This is a genomic window from Streptomyces phaeofaciens (assembly GCF_014648915.1).
GTDB classification, from domain to species: Bacteria; Actinomycetota; Actinomycetes; order Streptomycetales; family Streptomycetaceae; genus Streptomyces; species Streptomyces phaeofaciens.
In genome coordinates this window covers 44602-61905 of record NZ_BMSA01000030.1, presented here as the reverse complement: position 1 = coordinate 61905, position 17304 = coordinate 44602, and the positions used below count along the sequence as shown (strand labels likewise).

Below are 17304 nucleotides of genomic sequence, written 5' to 3'. Positions count from 1 at the left end.
CCCCCAACTCCATTGCCGTCATGGTGAGTTGACCTCGCTTGTGGATGCAGGAGACTCATGCCCGACCTGCCGACCCCGAAGGACGCCGCCGAGGCAGCGCTGTTCTCCGAGTGCTGGGACGCCGTCCTGTCGTATGCGGACCTGTGCACCTCCGGCTCGACCGCGGCGAACCAACTGGCCCGCGAGGCGTTCGCGTTCGGCATACGCGAGGCCCGCGCCGCCGAGGACGGTACCGGGCGAGGCACCGGCCGTCGTTCGTCCCGGCTGCCCCGGATCCCCCTGCTGCTGACCGCCGTACGCGCCACCGCGGCCGCCTGGGAGGCCGAGGGCCAGGGCCACAAACTCGACCCCGATCTGCGGCTCTGGCTCAACTCGGAGAAGGCCGCACGCTACACCGGGCCTCCGCTCAGCCGCCCCATCGCGCTGCGTGGCCTGCGCGACATGCAGGAACAGGACGCCACCCTGCTGTGGCTGGCGGAGGTGGAGGCGCTGCCCCTGCACTCCGTGGTCCGCCGGCAGGGCCTCGACCCGTCCGCCGCCGTCGAGGAACTGAACCAGGTCCGGGGTCTGTTCCGGGACCGCTGCCACCGCAACCACCTCGACACGCCGATGTCCGCGGAGTGCCGCAGCTACGTCCGGCTGCTGGACGCCGTCACCCGCTCGAACTCCGCCGAGACACCCGACGACCTCTCCCGGCACCTCGCCACCTGCGTGGAGTGCGCCGAGGCCGCCGCCTGTCTGCGGCTGCACGGCGGCGGTCTGCCCGCCGCACTGGTCGGCGGGGTCATCGGCTGGGGCGGCCTGGCCTACCTGGAGCGCCGCCGCCGGGCCGCCGAGGTCCGGCTGGGCGCCGGACGCCCCGACACGCCGGACGTCGAGGCCGAGACCGGACGGGCCGCCACCAACCGTGCCCGCGCCGTGCGGGGCGGGCTCGTCGCCGCCGCCGTCATGGTCTCCGCGCTGGCCCTCGCCGTCTCGATGTCACCCGGCGACAGCGGCACCGTCAACGACGCCCAGGGCGGTCCCACCGACAGCACCCCGGTGGCCGGTTCCGCCGCCCCCTCCCAGCCGACCGTCGCCCCCGCCACCTCGGCCGCGCGGCCCGCGACCGACCCGACCCCGTCCGCCGACGGCACGCCGACCGCCTCCGGCGGGGAACGGCCCGACCCCGAGCCGCAGGGCACCTCCTCGTCCACCGCCGGCACCGGCGAGACGTCCGGCTCCGACGACGCCGCCGCCTGCACGGTCGCGTACAAGCTGGTCAACCAGTGGCCGGACGGCTTCCAGGCCACCGTCACCGTGACCACCGTCGACGCCCTCGACACCTGGCGGATCGCCTGGTCCTTCCGCAACGGCCAGCGGGTCGACCAGATGTGGGACGCGAGCTTCGCGCAGAACGGCTCCCGGGTCGTCGCGACCGCCGCCGACTACAACCGCTCCGTTCCCGCCGGCGGCAGCCTCTCCTTCGGCTTCCTCGCCTCCTGGCAGGACACGAACACCGCGCCGCGGGAGTTCTCCCTCAACGGGCAGGACTGCGCGGAGGGCTGACGCGGGGCACGACCCGAGGAGACCACGCTGTCCGCACCACAGGGAAGTCGTGGTGTGGACAGGATGGGCACATTCGGGGGACACGCCACGAGACGGGCAGGTCTCACCGTAGGCTCTCGGCCCATGGAGCACTTAGACCCCGTCAACCTGCCCGTGGTCGGGAATGCCGCGACCCACGACGCCGTAGTGATCATCCCGGGGATCATGGGCAGCGAGCTGGTCGAGACGGACTCCGGCCGTGTTCTGTGGGGCATGCGGAGAGCGCTCGCGTACTCCGCCCGCTGGCATCACAAGAGCGGGATGGCGGCACTCGCCGTCACCGACGAGGAGCGGGCCGGCCGGACGGGCCGGATCACCGCCCGGAGGCTCCTGAAGTTCGCCTCCTGGTCGCCGCTCCTCGGGGGAACGGAGCCGTACACCGGCCTCGTCCGGGGAATCACGCCCGCCGTCGCCGACCCGGCCGCGATCTGCGAGTTCGCGTACGACTGGCGGCTCCCGGTCGCGCACAACGCCCGTCTGCTCGCCGACGCGATCGACCGGCACCTGCGGGCCTGGACGGAGCATCCCGCGTACGCGGCGGCCCGGCGCCACGATCCGGACGGGCGGCCGGCCGAGGTGGTGCTCGTCGCACACTCCATGGGCGGCCTGCTGGTCCGGGAACTGACCCGGATCCCCGGAGCGACAGACCGGGTACGCGCCACGCTCACCCTCGGCACACCGTTCCACGGCGCCGTGAAGGCGGCGGCGATCCTCAACTCCGGGCGCGGCGCGCCCGTACCGCTGCCCCACCGGCAGTTACGGGACCTGGCCCGGACCCTTCCCGGGCTGCACGATCTGCTCCCCGCCTACCGCTGTGTCGAGACCGCCGACGACATGGTCGCGCCCACCCCCGCGGACATCGCCGCCCTCGGTGGCGACCCGGAACTGGCCGAGGCGTCCCTCTCCCGCACGACGGCGCTGCGCTCCACACGCATCCCGGACCATGTGATGGTCGTCGGCATCGCCCAGCACACCATGCAGAGCATGCGGCTGAAGGACGGAGTCGTCCTGACCCAGCCGTACGTCTTCAAGCGACACCCGGACGACGAGGTGTGGCGGGACGGCATCGGGCGGCCGCTCAAGGACGACTGCGGAGGTGACGGCACCGTCTACCGCTACGCGGGACACGTCGACGGCACCGAAGAGGGCGGCACCTACGCCCAGCAGCACGGCGCGCTGGCCAGCTGCGGCAGCGCGATCGACCGGGCGCGCGGACTGTTGACCGGGCTGCGCCGCCTCACGGACCTGGGACAACGCCTCGGGCACGGCGAGACCGGGCTCGAGGTGCCTGATCTCGTGGGCGTGCAGGAAGAGTTCGAGATCACGGTGACCGGCGAGGACGACCCGCGCCGGATGAGCTGCCGGATCGAGGACACCGGGGACACCGACCGCGTCGTCGACGCCCCGCGGCTGCCGCCGCGCCGTGACACGTCCGGCGCGCTCCGCGTCCGGTGCCGGCTGCGAGAACCCGGCCTGTACCGGATCAAGGTGTCGGGCGGCAGCGAACCGGTCACCCGGCTGGTCCTCGTCAGCGCCGAGGACCCGGACTTCGGCGGCTGACCTGTGTGGGGGGACACGAACCCGGAGGCGGAGCCGGACGGGGACGGCTTCGACGTCTATTCCGTGGCGCTCGGCGACTACGTGCGGCAGGAGAACTTCGACGCCGACGACGAGGCGCGGGCGATCGGTGATCTGCTCGCCCAGTTCGGCGGCACCCTCGTTCCCTGGGAAGCCAAGCCCGAGGAGCGCGACCTGGCACAGGTCGACCAGCGGCTGACCGCGTGGGCCGGCCCGCAGGACGTCCGCAACGGCGTCCTGCTGTGGATCGGACACGGCACCTCGAACGGCCAGGAGTCCGCCCTCTACGTGCGGGGCGCCCCGAGGATGGAGGACGACTCCCGGATCCCGCCGGCCTTCCTCGCCAGGCACGTCGTCGAAGCACGCCGACTGAGGTCCTACTACCGCAAGTGGGACATCGTCGTCGTCGAGGCCTGTGGCGCCGAGGGGTTCGTGGAGCACGCCCTCGCCGCGATCAGCGCGGCGAAGAGCGCCGGCGGTCTGCTGCTCGTCGGCTCCGGACGCGACGAGGGGCTCGGGCATCTGGGCACGTTCCGCCACGTCCTCGAACGGATCCTCACCCAGCGCTACTCCGACCACGACACGGAGATTCCCGTCAGCGGACTGGCCCAGTACCTCGACGAGGCCCAGGCGTTCTTCATCGGCGCGCTCAACCTGGGCGGCCTGCCACCGCTGCGCCGCCGTACCGCGTTCCCGGTCACCGCCTCGGTGGAGAACCACGCCCGGCTGCGCACGGCGATCGACGCACTGCCGGAGGCTGAGCGGGCGCACTTCGCCCGCAAGGGGCTCGGCTCCGACTTCGGTGAGCTGTCCTGGAACTTCGTCGGGCGCGCCGACGACCGCGCCGCCATCGCCGAGTGGCTCGCCCACCACCGGTCGGGCCTCCTGGTCGTCAGCGGCCGGGCCGGGTGCGGCAAGTCCGCCCTGCTCGGCAACGTCCTGCTGCACGCCAACGCCCGCTTCGGCGAGTTGCTGCCGCTGCTGTCGCGGGCCGGTTTCGCCGGCCCCGACTACGAAGACCCTCTCGACCTGCCGAACGTCGACGTCACCCTCCATCTGACCGGGGCGACCACGCACGACGTCACCACCCGGCTCGCCAAGGCCCTGGACGTCGAGGTGCCGGCGGACGCCCTGTACCCCGTCGAACGCTCCAACGCCCTGGTCCACGCCCTGCGTTCGGCGGCCCGCCCCGACCGTACGTACACGCTCCTCGTGGACGCCCTGGACGAGGCGCACGAGCCCCTGCTCATCGCCGGCCTCCTGCGCGAGCTCGGCACACTGCCGGGCCTGCGGACCGTCGTCGGATCCCGTCCTTCCTCCGGCGAGGCACCCGACCGCCCGCCCAGCTCCGACCACGACCTCCTCGACGCTCTCGGCGCGGGCGAGGAGCATGTCCACGTGCACTGGTTACGCCGCGACGCACAGGCGATGTCCGCGTTCGTCACGCAGAGCCTGGAGCAGGCACGGGACGGCTTTTCCGGCGGGCCGGAAGCCTTCCAGGACGCCGTCCGGCGCGCCGCCGTGCTGATCGTCGGCGACGAAGCGGCGGACCGGGACTTCCTGTACGCGGGCCTCGCCGTGCACGAGATCCTGGCCGACCCCGGCCTGCTGACCGCCGACCGGGTCGGTGAACTCGCCGGGCTGCTCCTGAGCGACCACCGCGCCCTCTTCGCGGCCGGGCTCCGGCGGCTCGGTGCCCGGCACTCCCGCGCGCACCGGCTGATCGAGGCCCTCGCCCACGCGCAGGGCCGAGGGCTGCCCCGGGCGGACGGGATCTGGGCCACCGCCGCGTCGGCGCTCGGTGACGGCCCCGAAGCCCCCGTCGGCCCCGGCGACATCGACGACATCCTCGAGGCCGCCGCGCCCTACGTGATGCTGGACGGTGAGGACGGGCAGAGCGTTCACCGGCTCGCGCACCAGACCTTCGCCGAGTACTTCACCGGGGCCGGCTCCCAGGACACCGGCGGGCGCGCGCTGCGGATCACGCAGGCGCTGGTGCGTCTCGCGGACGAGTCCCGCGCCCGGCCGCTCAACCCCTATCTGGAACGCCACCTCTCCGGGCATGCGGCGGCGGCCGGCATCCCGGGCTGGGCCGGGCTCGCCGAGCGGCCGGAGGTGCTCGACCGGCTGTCCGTACCGGCCGTCGCCACCGACGTCCTGCGCGCGGTGGGCGAGTCGGGCAACCTGCCGCCGGCCGTCCTGGGCGTCCTGGACACCGCCCACCTCCTGCGGCGTGGCGGCCCGGCCGACCGGGTGGGCCTGCGCCAGCTGGGTACGGCCCGCGCCACCGGGACCGCCCCCGGACCGGAGGAGCCGCACGAGGGCACGCGGCGCGCGGGCTGGCAGCTGTGCTGGTCCCGGCTGCGGCCCCGCCCGCCCCGGCTGACCCTCGCCTACCCGGGCGTACCGGTCCGTTCGCTGACGTGCGTCACCGGCCACGGCGGGGGCGCACTGCTGGCCGGGGTCGACGACGGCGGCGCTCTGCACGTCTGGGACCCGGCCCGCGAGTACGCCGTCACGACCGCCGCGGCGTTCTCCACCGGGCCGGTGACCTCGGTGACCGCGCTTCCCGGCACCACCCTGCTGGCGACCTCGGGCCACGACAAGTGCGTGCGGATCTGGGACCTGTCCGCGCATCGGCCCCGGCTCGTCGACTCCTTCGAGAACGGCATGTGGCCGCACTCCCTGCACGGCTGTCTGGTGCCCGGCGGTGCCGACGGGGGCTCGGCCGAGGTGCCGCTGCTGGCGGTCGGGGAGTACGGCGGCGGAATCCGCTTCGTGGAGCCGACGACCGGCCGGCAGCGCCGCGGGTTCCGCGGCCACACCGGCGGACCGGTCTGGGCCCTCACGTCGTTCCGTGACGCCGACGGAGCGACGCTCCTCGCCAGCGCGGCGGGTGACGGGATCCGGGTCTGGGCCGCCGGCGACCTCCGCCGCAGGGGCGAGCCGGTACACCGTGACGGTGCGACGGCGCGCACCGTGGTCGCCTTCGAACGGCCGGACGACCGCCGTACGTTACTGGCCGGCGGGTGGGACGACGGCGGGGTGCGGGTGTGGGACCCCGCCACCGGCGAGCCGGTCGTCGCGTTCGAGTCCGACGGCCCGGTGTACGACCTGACCGTCCTCACCGCCGCCGACGGCCACCGTCCGCTGCTCGCCGCCGCCGGCCGCGACGGTGCCGTCCGTGTCTGGGACGCCCTGACCGGCGTGACGGAGGGAGGGACGCAGGCACCGGCGAAGGGCGCGGCCGGCGCACCGACCGAGGACCGTCCGGCCGGCCCCGGTTCCCGGGGCGTGGCCACCGAGGGCCTGGCCGTCACCGCCTTCCCGGGGCCGGGCGGCGACACGCTGCTGGCCACCGCCGCCGACAACGGCGCCGTCAGCGTGTGGCATCCGTACCCCGGGCCGCGCACGGCCGTCGCGGGCCCCCGCACCGCGACCGATCCGCACATGGGCAGGATCGAGCGGCTCACCACCGCCACCGGTCCCGACGGCCGCACCGTGCTGATCGCCGAACCCCGGCGCGGCGCCCTCCAGGCCTTCGACGCCCTCACCGGGCAGCCCGTCGACGTGCCCCCCGGCCACCACCGGGCGGGGCCGCCTCCCGGCACGACGCTCGTGACCGGGCCGGGCGGGACGGTGCTGCACGCCCGGTACGGCAGGAGCGAGCGGATAGAACTCACCGTCGAGGCGACGGGCCGCCCGTACGGAACACCGCTGAACGCCCACCAGGACTGGGTGACCGACGTCATCGAGTTCACCGCGGGCGACGGGCGGCACCTCGTCGCCTCCTGCGGCGACGGCAACGACTGCACCGTCCGGTTCTGGGACCCCGCCGACCCGACCGGCCCCGCGACCCCCGCCGGCCGCGCGGAGCCCGTCGACCGGACGCCGCTGCACACCCTCACGCTCGACACCAGATGCTTCAGCCTCGCCGACCTCGGCGACGGCCGCATCGCGATCGGAACCGACGAGGGACTCCTCGTCGTACGCACGGAGTCCTGGCTGCTGGCAGGACGGACGGAAGGGGGCCGTGATGTCCGGACCGGGCAAGGACGCTGACTGGTACGCCGACCTGGTGGACCGGCTCTTCTGCCGCCCCGGGGCCTCGTACGGCCCCTACGAGCGGATCACCGACCCGGTCGTCGTGCTCGAGAACCGGCTGATGCGCGTGCGCATGCAGACCCCGGGCGACGAGTACGAGACCTTCGAGATGTCGGTCTTCGACGGCATCCACGAGTTCGCGGGCGAGCTCTGGGAGCACGAGGTGCGCAGTCTGCTGCGCCTCCAGGCCCTCAACCACCCCGCCCTGCCGCAGATCAGCGACGGCGGGTTCGACGCGACGGAGGCCATCGCCTTCACCATGACCCAGGACAACGGCAGACCGCTGAACATCGACCGGGCCGTCGCCTGGGCACAGGAACACCGTATCGCCGCCTTCGAACAGTTCAGCGTGCTCGTCGACGCGCTCAGCCAGTTGCACGGCTCCGGCATCCTGCACCGCAATCTCACCCTCGGCGCCCTGCGGGTCAAGACGGGCCACGACGAGGGGTCCGAGCACATGGCCCTGGGGCTCGAACGCTTCGAGATGAGTACGCTGATCGGCAACCTGCTGCGCTCCATGGGCAGTCAGTCCCAGGGGGACAAGGCCCAGCAGAGCATCCGACAGCTCTATCTGACCCCTCCGGAACACGTCGAACCGGCCCGGCATCTCGCCTACCTGGCCCCCGAGACGCATCCCTCGCTCTTCGACGCGGTCCCGGCGTCGCGCCGGGACTGGGACACCACGGACGTGTTCGGACTCGGTGTCCTCGGCTTCGAGCTGTTCTGCGGTCCGGTCAGCGACTGCGTCCCGGACGACTACGCGGGTGTCGCGGCGGCCGACGAGTCCGGGGTGCGCCAGGCCCTCAGCAGGCTGCACCGCGCGATGCGGGCCCATCTGACCCACCGGTCCGAGATACCGGCCGCACTCACCCGGCTGCTCAGGAGCATGCTGGAGCAGCGCCCCGAGGCGCGCATCACGTCCTACGACGCGGCCCGCAGGATCGAGCGGGACTGGGAGGCGGTCTGCGGCGTCTGGGAGGACAAGGACGAGAGCCAGCTCCCGCACCTCGTCGCCTTCATGCCCGACGAATCCGTCGAGACGATCTACAAGCAGCGCAACTGGGTCTCCCGCAGCCCCGACGACGCGGCCGGCCGCGAGGAGCTGAAGGCATTCTTCGAGAAGGAGCTGCGCCAGGCCGAACTGGTCCGATCGCCCAACGGCGCCTTCGGCTACGCCACGGGTCGTGAGGAGAAACTGCGCGAGGCGGAGTGGGTCCTCATCGGCGAGAGCGCGGTGTGGTTCTGCGCCTACCTCTACGACGGCTCGGCCCCCAAGGACGACCAGCGCAGTTACGACGACACGCTGGTCATCAAGTACCTCCGCGACCGCGACTACGCCCAGGAACTCGTCAACGCCCACCCCCGGCGCCGGCTGTCCCGCATCGACCTGGTCGCCTACAAGGCACGCCAGGACATCTCCCACCACCGGACCGGCCGCCCCTCGTGGACCCGGCTCACCGAGTCGGTGTCGGTGGGCGCCCGGAGCAAGGACCACAAGGACGAGGCGTTCCTCACCGCTCTCGACTTCCTGATCGACTACCAGACGGTCGAGCTCAACGCACGCAAGTACCCGTTCGTCCGCGTCGAGGAGGAACCGGGCACGACGGGTGCCGAAGCGGCCGCGAACACCGCCGTCCTGACGTACGACCAGCGCCGCGACGACGACCGGATGCACAGCAACGCGCTGCTCACCGCCTACGCCGCGGAGCCGCGCCGGCGCCCCCTCTTCGGCGACTTCGTTGCCGACCTCGGCTCCGACGAGGAGGCCTTCGTCAAGCTCGACCACGCGGAACGGCCGTACTTCGGACGCAACCCGATCCAGCTCCAGTTCCTCCGGCGCCTCGACGCCCACTCGATCATGGTGCGCAGGATCGGCGGAGGCCCCGTCCCGCAGACCGGCTGGCTGCGCCCCTCGACCGACGCCGGATCCGACATCCAGCTCGGCCGGCAGGCCCGGGCCCGGCACTCCCTGGGGAACCTCCCCGGACTCATCCGGGCGCTGCGAGAACCCCTCTCCATCGACCTCGGCCGCGGCCGCTACAACGACAGCGACGACGGAAACCTGGAGGGCAACGCCCCCAGCGTGATCCGGGACATGCTGTCGATGCACCCCTTCTACGCCCTCCAGGGCCCACCGGGCACCGGCAAGACCACGGTGGCCACCCACGCCGTCAGCCGCTACCTGACGATGGAGAAGGGCGCGCGCGTCCTGGTCAGCGCCCAGTCGAACTTCGCCCTGGACAACCTCGGCATCCGGCTGGCCGAGGAACTCGCCGACGGCATCGGCAAGGGGCAGATCCTGCTGCTGCGCGAGATGTCCGAAGCGCGAGGCATCGACAAGGTCGACGCCCGCCTGCACCGGCACACCCTGCCCGAGCTGACCCGTGCGGTCGTGCGCGACATCACCCAGAAGCTGGGCCGGCAGGCGGGCACGCCGGGCCGGGCCGCCGCGACACCGAGCGAGGCCGCCCTCGCACAGCAGTGGCTGGAACAGGTCGAGGCCAACCAGGTGGAGGTCTCCGACCGGATCAAGGCCGGCGCCAACGTCGTCCTCGCCACCTGTTCCATGGCCGCCACCGTCACCGACACGGTCCGCGACCCCTCGGACCTGTTCGACTGGGTGCTCCTGGAGGAGGCGGCCAAGGCCTGGCCGACGGAGGTCGTCACCCCGCTGGTCCTCGGTGTGCGGTGGACGCTCATCGGCGACCACCGGCAGCTCGGCCCGCACCGGGAGAGCGACCTGCGGGCCTTCCTGACCAGCCTCGCCGGGCACGGTGACCCCGACGTGCGGCGGCACTACGAAGCCCGCACCAGCTATCTGAAGGCGCTCGGCCTCTTCGGCGAGCTCTTCCGCACCCAGCGGGAGCGGCCACCGCAGAGCCGGCAGGTCCCGCCCCTCGGCAGCCTGGAGAAGCAGTTCCGCATGCATCACCTCATCGCCGAACCCGCGAGCCGCGCCTTCTACCCCAAGGAGCCCGCGGAGCAGGACCACGAACTGGGCCTGCCGGTCAGCTTCCTCACCACCCACGACACCGCCAACGAGCCGCACGGCGTGCGCAGCCCCGCGTTCCTGCAGAACGCCCCGCTGGTCTGGATCGACACCACCGGGCGGCCCGACTGCGCCGACGAGGGGTACTGGATCAACACCGGCGAGGTCGACCTGGTGGACCGGCTCGTCACCGACATGAGACCGCAGCCCTCGGACCCCACCGAGCCGGACGCCGCCGGCAGCCTCGCCGTCCTCACCCCGTACGCCGCCCAGGTCGCCCTGCTCAAACAGCGCGGGTCGCTGCGCGGCCGGGTGCACACGGTCCACTCCTTCCAGGGCAGGGAGGCACACCGTGTGGTCGTCTCGCTCGTGCGGTCCACCGTCCGGGGCAACACGCTCCAGAGCGTCGGCCACGTCGGCCACGGAGAAATGATCAACGTGCTGATGTCCCGGGCCCGTCGGCTCCTCGTCATGGTCGGCAGCCTGAGCCACTTCGCCGAACACGGCGGCTCCGACTGGCGGCTGGTGACCGACACCGTGAAGCGGTTCGGTCATGTCGTCCACGCCGACGAGTGGGAGTGACCATGGCTCAGGACGTCGAACTCGCCATTCCCTGCCGACTGGTCACCCTCTCCCTGCTGCTCGGCCCCGAGGAGGGACTCACCACCCTGGAGGACCTGGTCGCGAAGGCCGTCGCGGCCGGCCGCACCACGGTCGAGGACCACGCGGAGCTGTTCGCACTGCCGCGCCGGATCGTCCTGGACGTCGTGCACAGCCTGTGGCGCAAGGGCCATGTCATGGTGGACTTCACGAGCGGAACCCTCGAACTGACCGACGGCGCCCGTGAGGTGATCACCTCGGACGGGTCGCTGCGCGACAGCTCGGTACGGCAGGAGCACCGGCAGTTCCTCTTCGAACCGGTCACCGGACGGGTCTTCCCCGCCGACGCCGGCACCCGCCGGCCGTCCCAGGCCAGCCTCCACGTACCGCTGCACCAGGTCCTCAGCGAGACCGACCTGCCGGCTGCCGAACTGCTGCGGGCCGTGCAGACCGCCATCCGCAACGACCGCCACAGCAGGGGATTCCGGCAGAACGTCCTCGACGTGGGCTTCCGCAGCCCCGTGCTGCGTCCGGCCAGCGAACTGCGCTGGCTGGGCGCCCACGCGCAGGTCTTCCTCGACAGCGACACCGGACGGATCTCGGCCCGCCTCCTGGACGAGCCGGGGTGGAACTCCCGGGCGCGGGAACGGATGCGCCAGCATCTGGCCGACCTCGCGGACCAGCAGCCCGACCACACGTTCGTCCGGGCACTGCGCGGGCGGGCCATGCCCCAGCTCGCCCCCGCCGAGAGCGCCGAGAGTCTGCTGCACCGGATGGGCGAGACGATCGGGAGCCTGTCGGAGGTCGAGGCCCACCAGGTCTCGACACGGCAGAAGGTCCTCGCCGACCTCTCCCGGCGGCTTTCCGCCCGGATCGCCGAGATCGGCCGAGCCAAGGCCGCCGTGACCGTCGTTGCCCGCGCGGCCGGCCACCAGTGGACGGTCGAGGACCTGATCCAGTCCGCCAGGAACCAGCTGGTCTTCGCCACCCCGAACATCGGCTACTCGGCGCTCAGCGCGATCCTGCCGCTGCTGCGCAAGGCGCTGGAACGCGGCGTGCACCTGGTCTTCCTCTGGGGCCGCCGGGACAGCGACACCCTCCCCGACCGGGTCAGGACGGCCCTGTACGACCTGGAGGCCCGCCACCGCTCCCGGGTCCTGTTCGCCGACCGCAGCGCCCGGACCTCGGCCTGTGTGGTGGTCCAGGACAACCAGCGGGCGTTCGTCGGCACCCACAGCCCGCTCGACGTGAACACCGCCCGCACCAACCGGGGCGAGGTGGGCATCCTCATCGAGGGTGCCGCCCAGGACGGTCCGCCCGGTGTGCCCCAGAGCGTCACCGACCTGCTCATCTGGGCCCGCAAGTCCTTCCCGTACTGGCAGCTCGGCCAGCGCATCCTCGTCCAGGACGACCACTTCGAGTCCGTACCGGAACGGCGCCGTACCGAACCCGCCGCCGTGTCGCCCCCCGGCGAGGAGGAGGGCCGGATGGCCGTCCTCCGCCAGGACGCCAGCGCCCGTGGCCTGTGGGCCGAGAGCTGGGCGGAGCACCACGCCGTGCTGACGGACGTCCTGTACCGGGCCACCAAGGGCGACCCGGTCGTCGAGATCCTGGAGGACGGGGCGCCGCGGGATCTCGTCCAGCAGGCCCTGCACACCGCGACCCGGCGGCTGCTGCTGGCCGACGACAGCGTCGACGCCCGGGCCCTGGACGAGCGGCTCGTGGCCGTTCTCGGCGGGCGCATCGACCAGGGCGTGTCGGTGCAGCTCATCCGGCCGACCGCGCGCGGCCAGGAGCAGCCCTCGACCCAGCCGGCGCTCAGGGAGCTGACACGGCGCGGCCTGAAGGTCCGTGACGAGCGGGCCGGGGCACGGGCCGCGGTCTGGGACGACGAGGCCGTCCTCGGCAGCCTGCCGCTGCTGCGCGAACGGCGGCGCGCCCTGCTCCCCTCCGAGCGCACCAGCCAGGTGAGCGTCCACATCCGGGGTGCGGACGCGGTCACCCGGATCGCCGCGGAACTCGGCGTCCCCCCGGAGCGCGACCCTGAGCCGCCCGCCGCCGCCGAGCCGGACGGCCGGCTCAGGGGCGCCACCGCCGTCGCGCTGTCCCTCCTGGTCGAGGTGGGTGCCGAGCGGGGCAGTGCCCAGTACGTGGCGACCGTCGCCGAACGGCTGCGCCAGGTCGACGACCTGTGGGGCGTCCTGGACATCTGGTACGACAAGCAGGTCGCGCCCAAGGATCTGCGGCCGGTGGTGGCCGCGGCACTCATCCAGGAGCGTGAGACCCGGGGCGAGGACTGGTCCCGCTGGGCGGACTGGCTGATCGCCGACGCCTGGGACCGGCGCGCCTTCGTCGAGGCCTCGCTGCTGGGCCGGCTCCTGCGGGACGGCGAGAAGACGGTGCCGCCGGCGGCCTGTACGGCGACCGCCGCGATCGAGACAGGCCCTCTCGGCACGGTTCTGCTGGACGCGGCGCTGGAACTCGCCTACTGCGACCCGGCCGCCCAGGCGGTGGGCGCGGCCGCCGGGCTCGCCGAGACGCTGCTGAGAGGCCTGCCCGGCGAGGGACCGGCCGTGCTGGACCTGCTCGCCGAGGCCCTGCCACCCTCCTGGCAGGAACTGGCGGAGGCGGCCCGACGTCACCGCGCGGACGGCAACGGCCCGCTCCCGCTGGCCCTGCTCGTCTCCGAACTGTCCCGGATGACCGAGCTCAGCGAGACGGCCGAGCAGTGGGCGGAACTCGTCGACCAGATCGACCGGATGGAGCGTCTGCACCGCTTCACCTTCGACTCCGGCAAGTTCCTGCACAGGGAACTGTTCGCCAAGGGCGGGATGCTGTCGTCGATCCGGGTGGCGGCCGAGGCCGGTACCGACGAATGCGTGCGGATCCAGGCCGGCCTTCCCGTCAACGTCCGCCGCCACCTGGACCAGATCGTGGCCGACGGCGGGCGTCCCGAGATCCAGTGGGGCAACCAGCGCACGTTCCTGCAGACCATCGAGGACATTGTGCGCCGCGCCCGGTCCCTGACCCCCCTGCCGAACGAGCGGGGCGCCACCGTCGGAGCAGCCGCGGAACTCGCGGGCTGCGCCCAACTGGCCGAGCTGATCGCGGCCCGCTGGGACGCGCTGTTCAGCGAGGCCGGCGGCCTCGGCCGCCCCTACGCCTCACCCCTGCTGGCCCTGCTGGACCGGCTTGATCCGCTCGCCCAGTGGCACAGGTCCCGGCGCGGCAGGAGGACGGAAGAGCGATGACAGACACAGACGAGTCACTGCGGGCCCTGCTCGCTGTCTGGCCGGGCCGGTTCCGCTTCCCGGGGCTGCTGGTGGCGCTCTCCGACGGGCGACCCGTGCCCCTGGAAGAGCTTGCCCTCACCGCCCTGGAGGGGATCGCCGGGGACCACGACGAGTACCGGGCCTGCACGGGGCTGATCTCCGACGGCCAGTTCCAGGTCGCCGAGGAGATGCTCGCCGAGTGCCAGGCTCTGGACACCGACAGGATCGAGGAGCTGCGCACCAGGCTGGGCCGGCGCCGGGCCGAGTGCCTGCAACTGCTGCTCGGGCGGGTGCAGCAGCTCATGGACCGGGCCGCCGCCGCCGACGTGGACGTCGTACCGGACCGGGACGCACTCACCGCACTGTGCGCACGGTCGTGGCCGCGGGTGGAGGAACGGCTGTCCGCGGACGTGACGGCGCTCGAAGAGGCCGTGGACCACAAGCGGGCGGCACTGAGCCGGCGGTGCGAGGAGACGGCCGCGCAGGGAGGGGACCCGGACGCGCTCGCTGCGTGCCGGGCGCTGCTGGACGCCGGACAACTGCGCGCCGTCGCCCTGCTGCTGACCGACGGCGACGCCCCGCGTCCGGGGCCGGAGGGCGTGCCGCCGCTGCGGGGCTGGGCCCAGGCCGCCGAAGACCCCTCCGAGGTCCTGAAGTGGCACCTCACCCCCCTGACCAGGCCCTTGACGTACGACCGCTGGCGGCCCGTCGACCCGGCCGGGCAGGAGCTGCTGGAGGCCTACGAAGCGCTCGCCGACAACAACGAGGCGACGGTGGCCCGGTTCGCCCGGGCACTCACGGAGTTCCTCGGAGCCGGGGACCGGCCTGCGCCGCCGGTGCACCGCGTCGAGGGCGGATATCTCACCGCGATCACCGGGGTGTTCGCCGAGGCGGAGATCGCGCGGTTCTGGCCCACCGGCAGCGTGGAGCTCTTCGTCGCCGAGCCGGAGACCACGCACCGGCCCGAGATCGACCTCGGCCAGCCGCACATCGCGGTGGGCCGCTCGCTGCGGGCGTCGGCCCTCGCCGAACGGACCGCCTGCGCGGTGCTCGACCTCGGTCACCTCGTGGAACTGGTCACCCTGCGGGCGCACATCCCCGTCCAGCTCCTCAGAGTGCTGGGCCGGCAGTGGCCCCTCGACGCGTTCACCGGCGGGTCCGCCGCCTCGCTGGAGACGCTGCTCGGCAGCGACCCCGGGGAGCGGTGGCACACGCTGCGCTGGATGGTCGACCTCACCGGGCTGGGCGACCTGACGACCGCCGACGCACTGTCCTTCCAGGCGGGACCCGACACCGCACTGCTCCATCTCTTCCTGGAGTTCCTGGCCCGCCCCAGGGCGGCGTCCTCGGCGCGCGACGGGTACGCGGTCGTGCGGGACTGGGCCAAGGACCCGTCGTTCGCCCGGACCGTCGAGCACGCGGCCCTCACCCCGATCGCCGACTCGGCGGCCGCCCAGGTCGCCTTCTGGGCCGCGCTGTCCGCTGCCGTCCCGGGACAGCGGGTGACGTTCGAGGAGATCCTGCTGAGCGCCGCGTCGGTCGCCGGCGACGACATGGCCGACGACGGCCACGAGGCGGAGGTCCGGCGCGGCCTGGCCCAGCTGGCGGCCCTGCCCCTGGTGGACAGCGCCGACGCCGAGCGGATCGTCTTCCACCGGTGCGGAGTCCTCCTCGTGCTGGGGGGCGACGCCGACCGGAGACTGGAGAGCGCGGTCGCCCGCCTGGCGGAAGAGGCCTCCGCCGACGGTGCCGGCGTGGGCCACGCCTTCCGCCCCGACGACTGGCGGTTGTACCGGTACGCCCTGCGCCCCGAGCTGCGGCACTACCGGCAGCTCGCCGCCGCCTCCACCACCACACCCGAGGAACTGACCTTCGCCACCGAGGCGCTGACCGCGACGGCGGGCGAACTCCCGGACGGCGTCCGGCTGGAGGGGGAATCCGATCTCGCCGTGACGCTCCTGACCATGAGGGAGCCGTTCACCACCCAGTATCCGAAGGTGGAACTCCAGATCCACGCGCCGGACAGCTGCCCGGTGACGGTCTCGGCCGCCGGCCTGGAGCGGATCCTCTACGAACTGCTCACCAATGCGGCAGAGGCGTGCGCGGAGCACGGCGATCCGACCGTACGGGCGACCATCACCCCGCTGAGCGCGGAATTCGCCGTCGACATCCAGGACAACGGCCCCGGCCTGGCCTACGCGGAAGGGACCGAGCACACCGTGTTCCGCAAGGGCGAGTCGACCCGCGGGCCGGACCGGGGCACCGGGCTGTACCACGCGCGCCGCCTAGCCCGCGGTGTCGACGGAGACCTCAGCGTCCGCTCGCGCGTCCTGGGGCATCCCGTCCTGCGGGGCGCCCACTTCAGGCTGCTGCTCCCGCGGGCCTGAGGTTCGCGGGCGTACTCGCGGCCGACAAGGGGGAGGGCGAGAGCCGCGGCCGGAAAAATGGGTTGGCGCGGTGCCGGCCCCGAAGATAGCGTCTGCGTCGTTCCCTCGGCGGCCGGGCGGCCGCCGACGCGGGGTGAGCAGGACATGGAGGTGTGACCGATGGCTGTTGTCGAGATGGGCGTTGCCCGCATCCGGAAGTTCATCAATTCCACCTCCGTGGTCTCCGGCTGACCTCCTTCTCTCACGTCCGCGCACGTGTGCCGGGGCCACCCTGTGAAGGGTCACCCCTTGTCTTTCTCTTCTCTCCCGGGGCTGTCGTCGTCGGCCTCGCACCCCCTCGCCCCCTACGGCTGGGACGAGGACTGGGCGGCCGAGTTCGCCCCCCATGCCGAGCGTGGTCTGGTGCCCGGCCGGGTCGTCAGGGTCGACCGGGGCCTGTGTGACGTCGTCACCGAGGCCGGGACGGTCCGCGCCGACACCGAGTTCGTCGTGCCCCGCGACCCCATGAAGGTCGTCTGCACGGGGGACTGGGCCGCCGTCGACCCCGAGGGCCGCGATCCGCGGTACGTCCGTACGCTGCTGCCGCGCCGCACCGCCTTCGTCCGCTCCACCTCCTCCAAGCGGTCCGAGGGCCAGATCCTCGCCGCCAACGTCGACCACGCGGTCGTCGCCATGTCCCTCGCCGTCGAACTCGACCTCGGCCGGATCGAACGGTTCCTCGCGCTGGCCTGGGAGAGCGCCGCGTAGTACACACCAGCCCTCACCTGCACAGATGCCGTTTGGAGCG

At 73.0% G+C, this 17304-nt stretch carries 6 protein-coding genes and 1 pseudogene; all 7 read left to right on the top strand.

What is annotated here, in order from left to right:
- Positions 1 to 57 precede the first annotated feature (57 nt).
- Positions 58 to 1548, top strand: a complete 1491-nt coding sequence (locus tag IE275_RS36825; RefSeq protein ID WP_189717011.1) for a cellulose-binding domain-containing protein — start codon at positions 58 to 60, stop codon at positions 1546 to 1548.
- Positions 1549 to 1671: 123 nt separating this feature from the next.
- Positions 1672 to 3147 carry an esterase/lipase family protein gene (locus IE275_RS36820; RefSeq protein ID WP_189717010.1) on the top strand — a complete coding sequence of 492 codons (1476 nt, stop codon included), beginning with the start codon at positions 1672 to 1674 and terminating at the stop codon, positions 3145 to 3147.
- Positions 3148 to 3150: 3 nt separating this feature from the next.
- Positions 3151 to 7227: an AAA family ATPase gene (locus tag IE275_RS46910; RefSeq protein ID WP_189717009.1), complete on the top strand. Its 4077-nt coding sequence runs from the start codon at positions 3151 to 3153 to the stop codon at positions 7225 to 7227.
- Complete coding sequence (locus IE275_RS36810) at positions 7202 to 10840, top strand: AAA domain-containing protein (protein WP_189717008.1); 3639 nt, start codon at positions 7202 to 7204, stop codon at positions 10838 to 10840. The genes IE275_RS46910 and IE275_RS36810 overlap by 26 nt, the downstream gene beginning before the upstream one ends.
- Before the next feature lie 2 nt (positions 10841 to 10842).
- The gene (locus IE275_RS36805) at positions 10843 to 14109 is read left to right on the top strand and encodes a phospholipase D-like domain-containing protein (RefSeq protein WP_189717007.1); all 3267 of its coding nucleotides are present in this window, start codon (positions 10843 to 10845) and stop codon (positions 14107 to 14109) included.
- Complete coding sequence (locus IE275_RS36800; RefSeq protein WP_189717006.1) at positions 14106 to 16517, top strand: ATP-binding protein; 2412 nt, start codon at positions 14106 to 14108, stop codon at positions 16515 to 16517. Before IE275_RS36805 ends, IE275_RS36800 begins: the two co-directional genes overlap by 4 nt.
- Before the next feature lie 288 nt (positions 16518 to 16805).
- A pseudogene (rsgA, locus tag IE275_RS36795) lies at positions 16806 to 17261 on the top strand (GTPase RsgA); the annotation flags it as partial.
- Positions 17262 to 17304 lie beyond the last annotated feature (43 nt).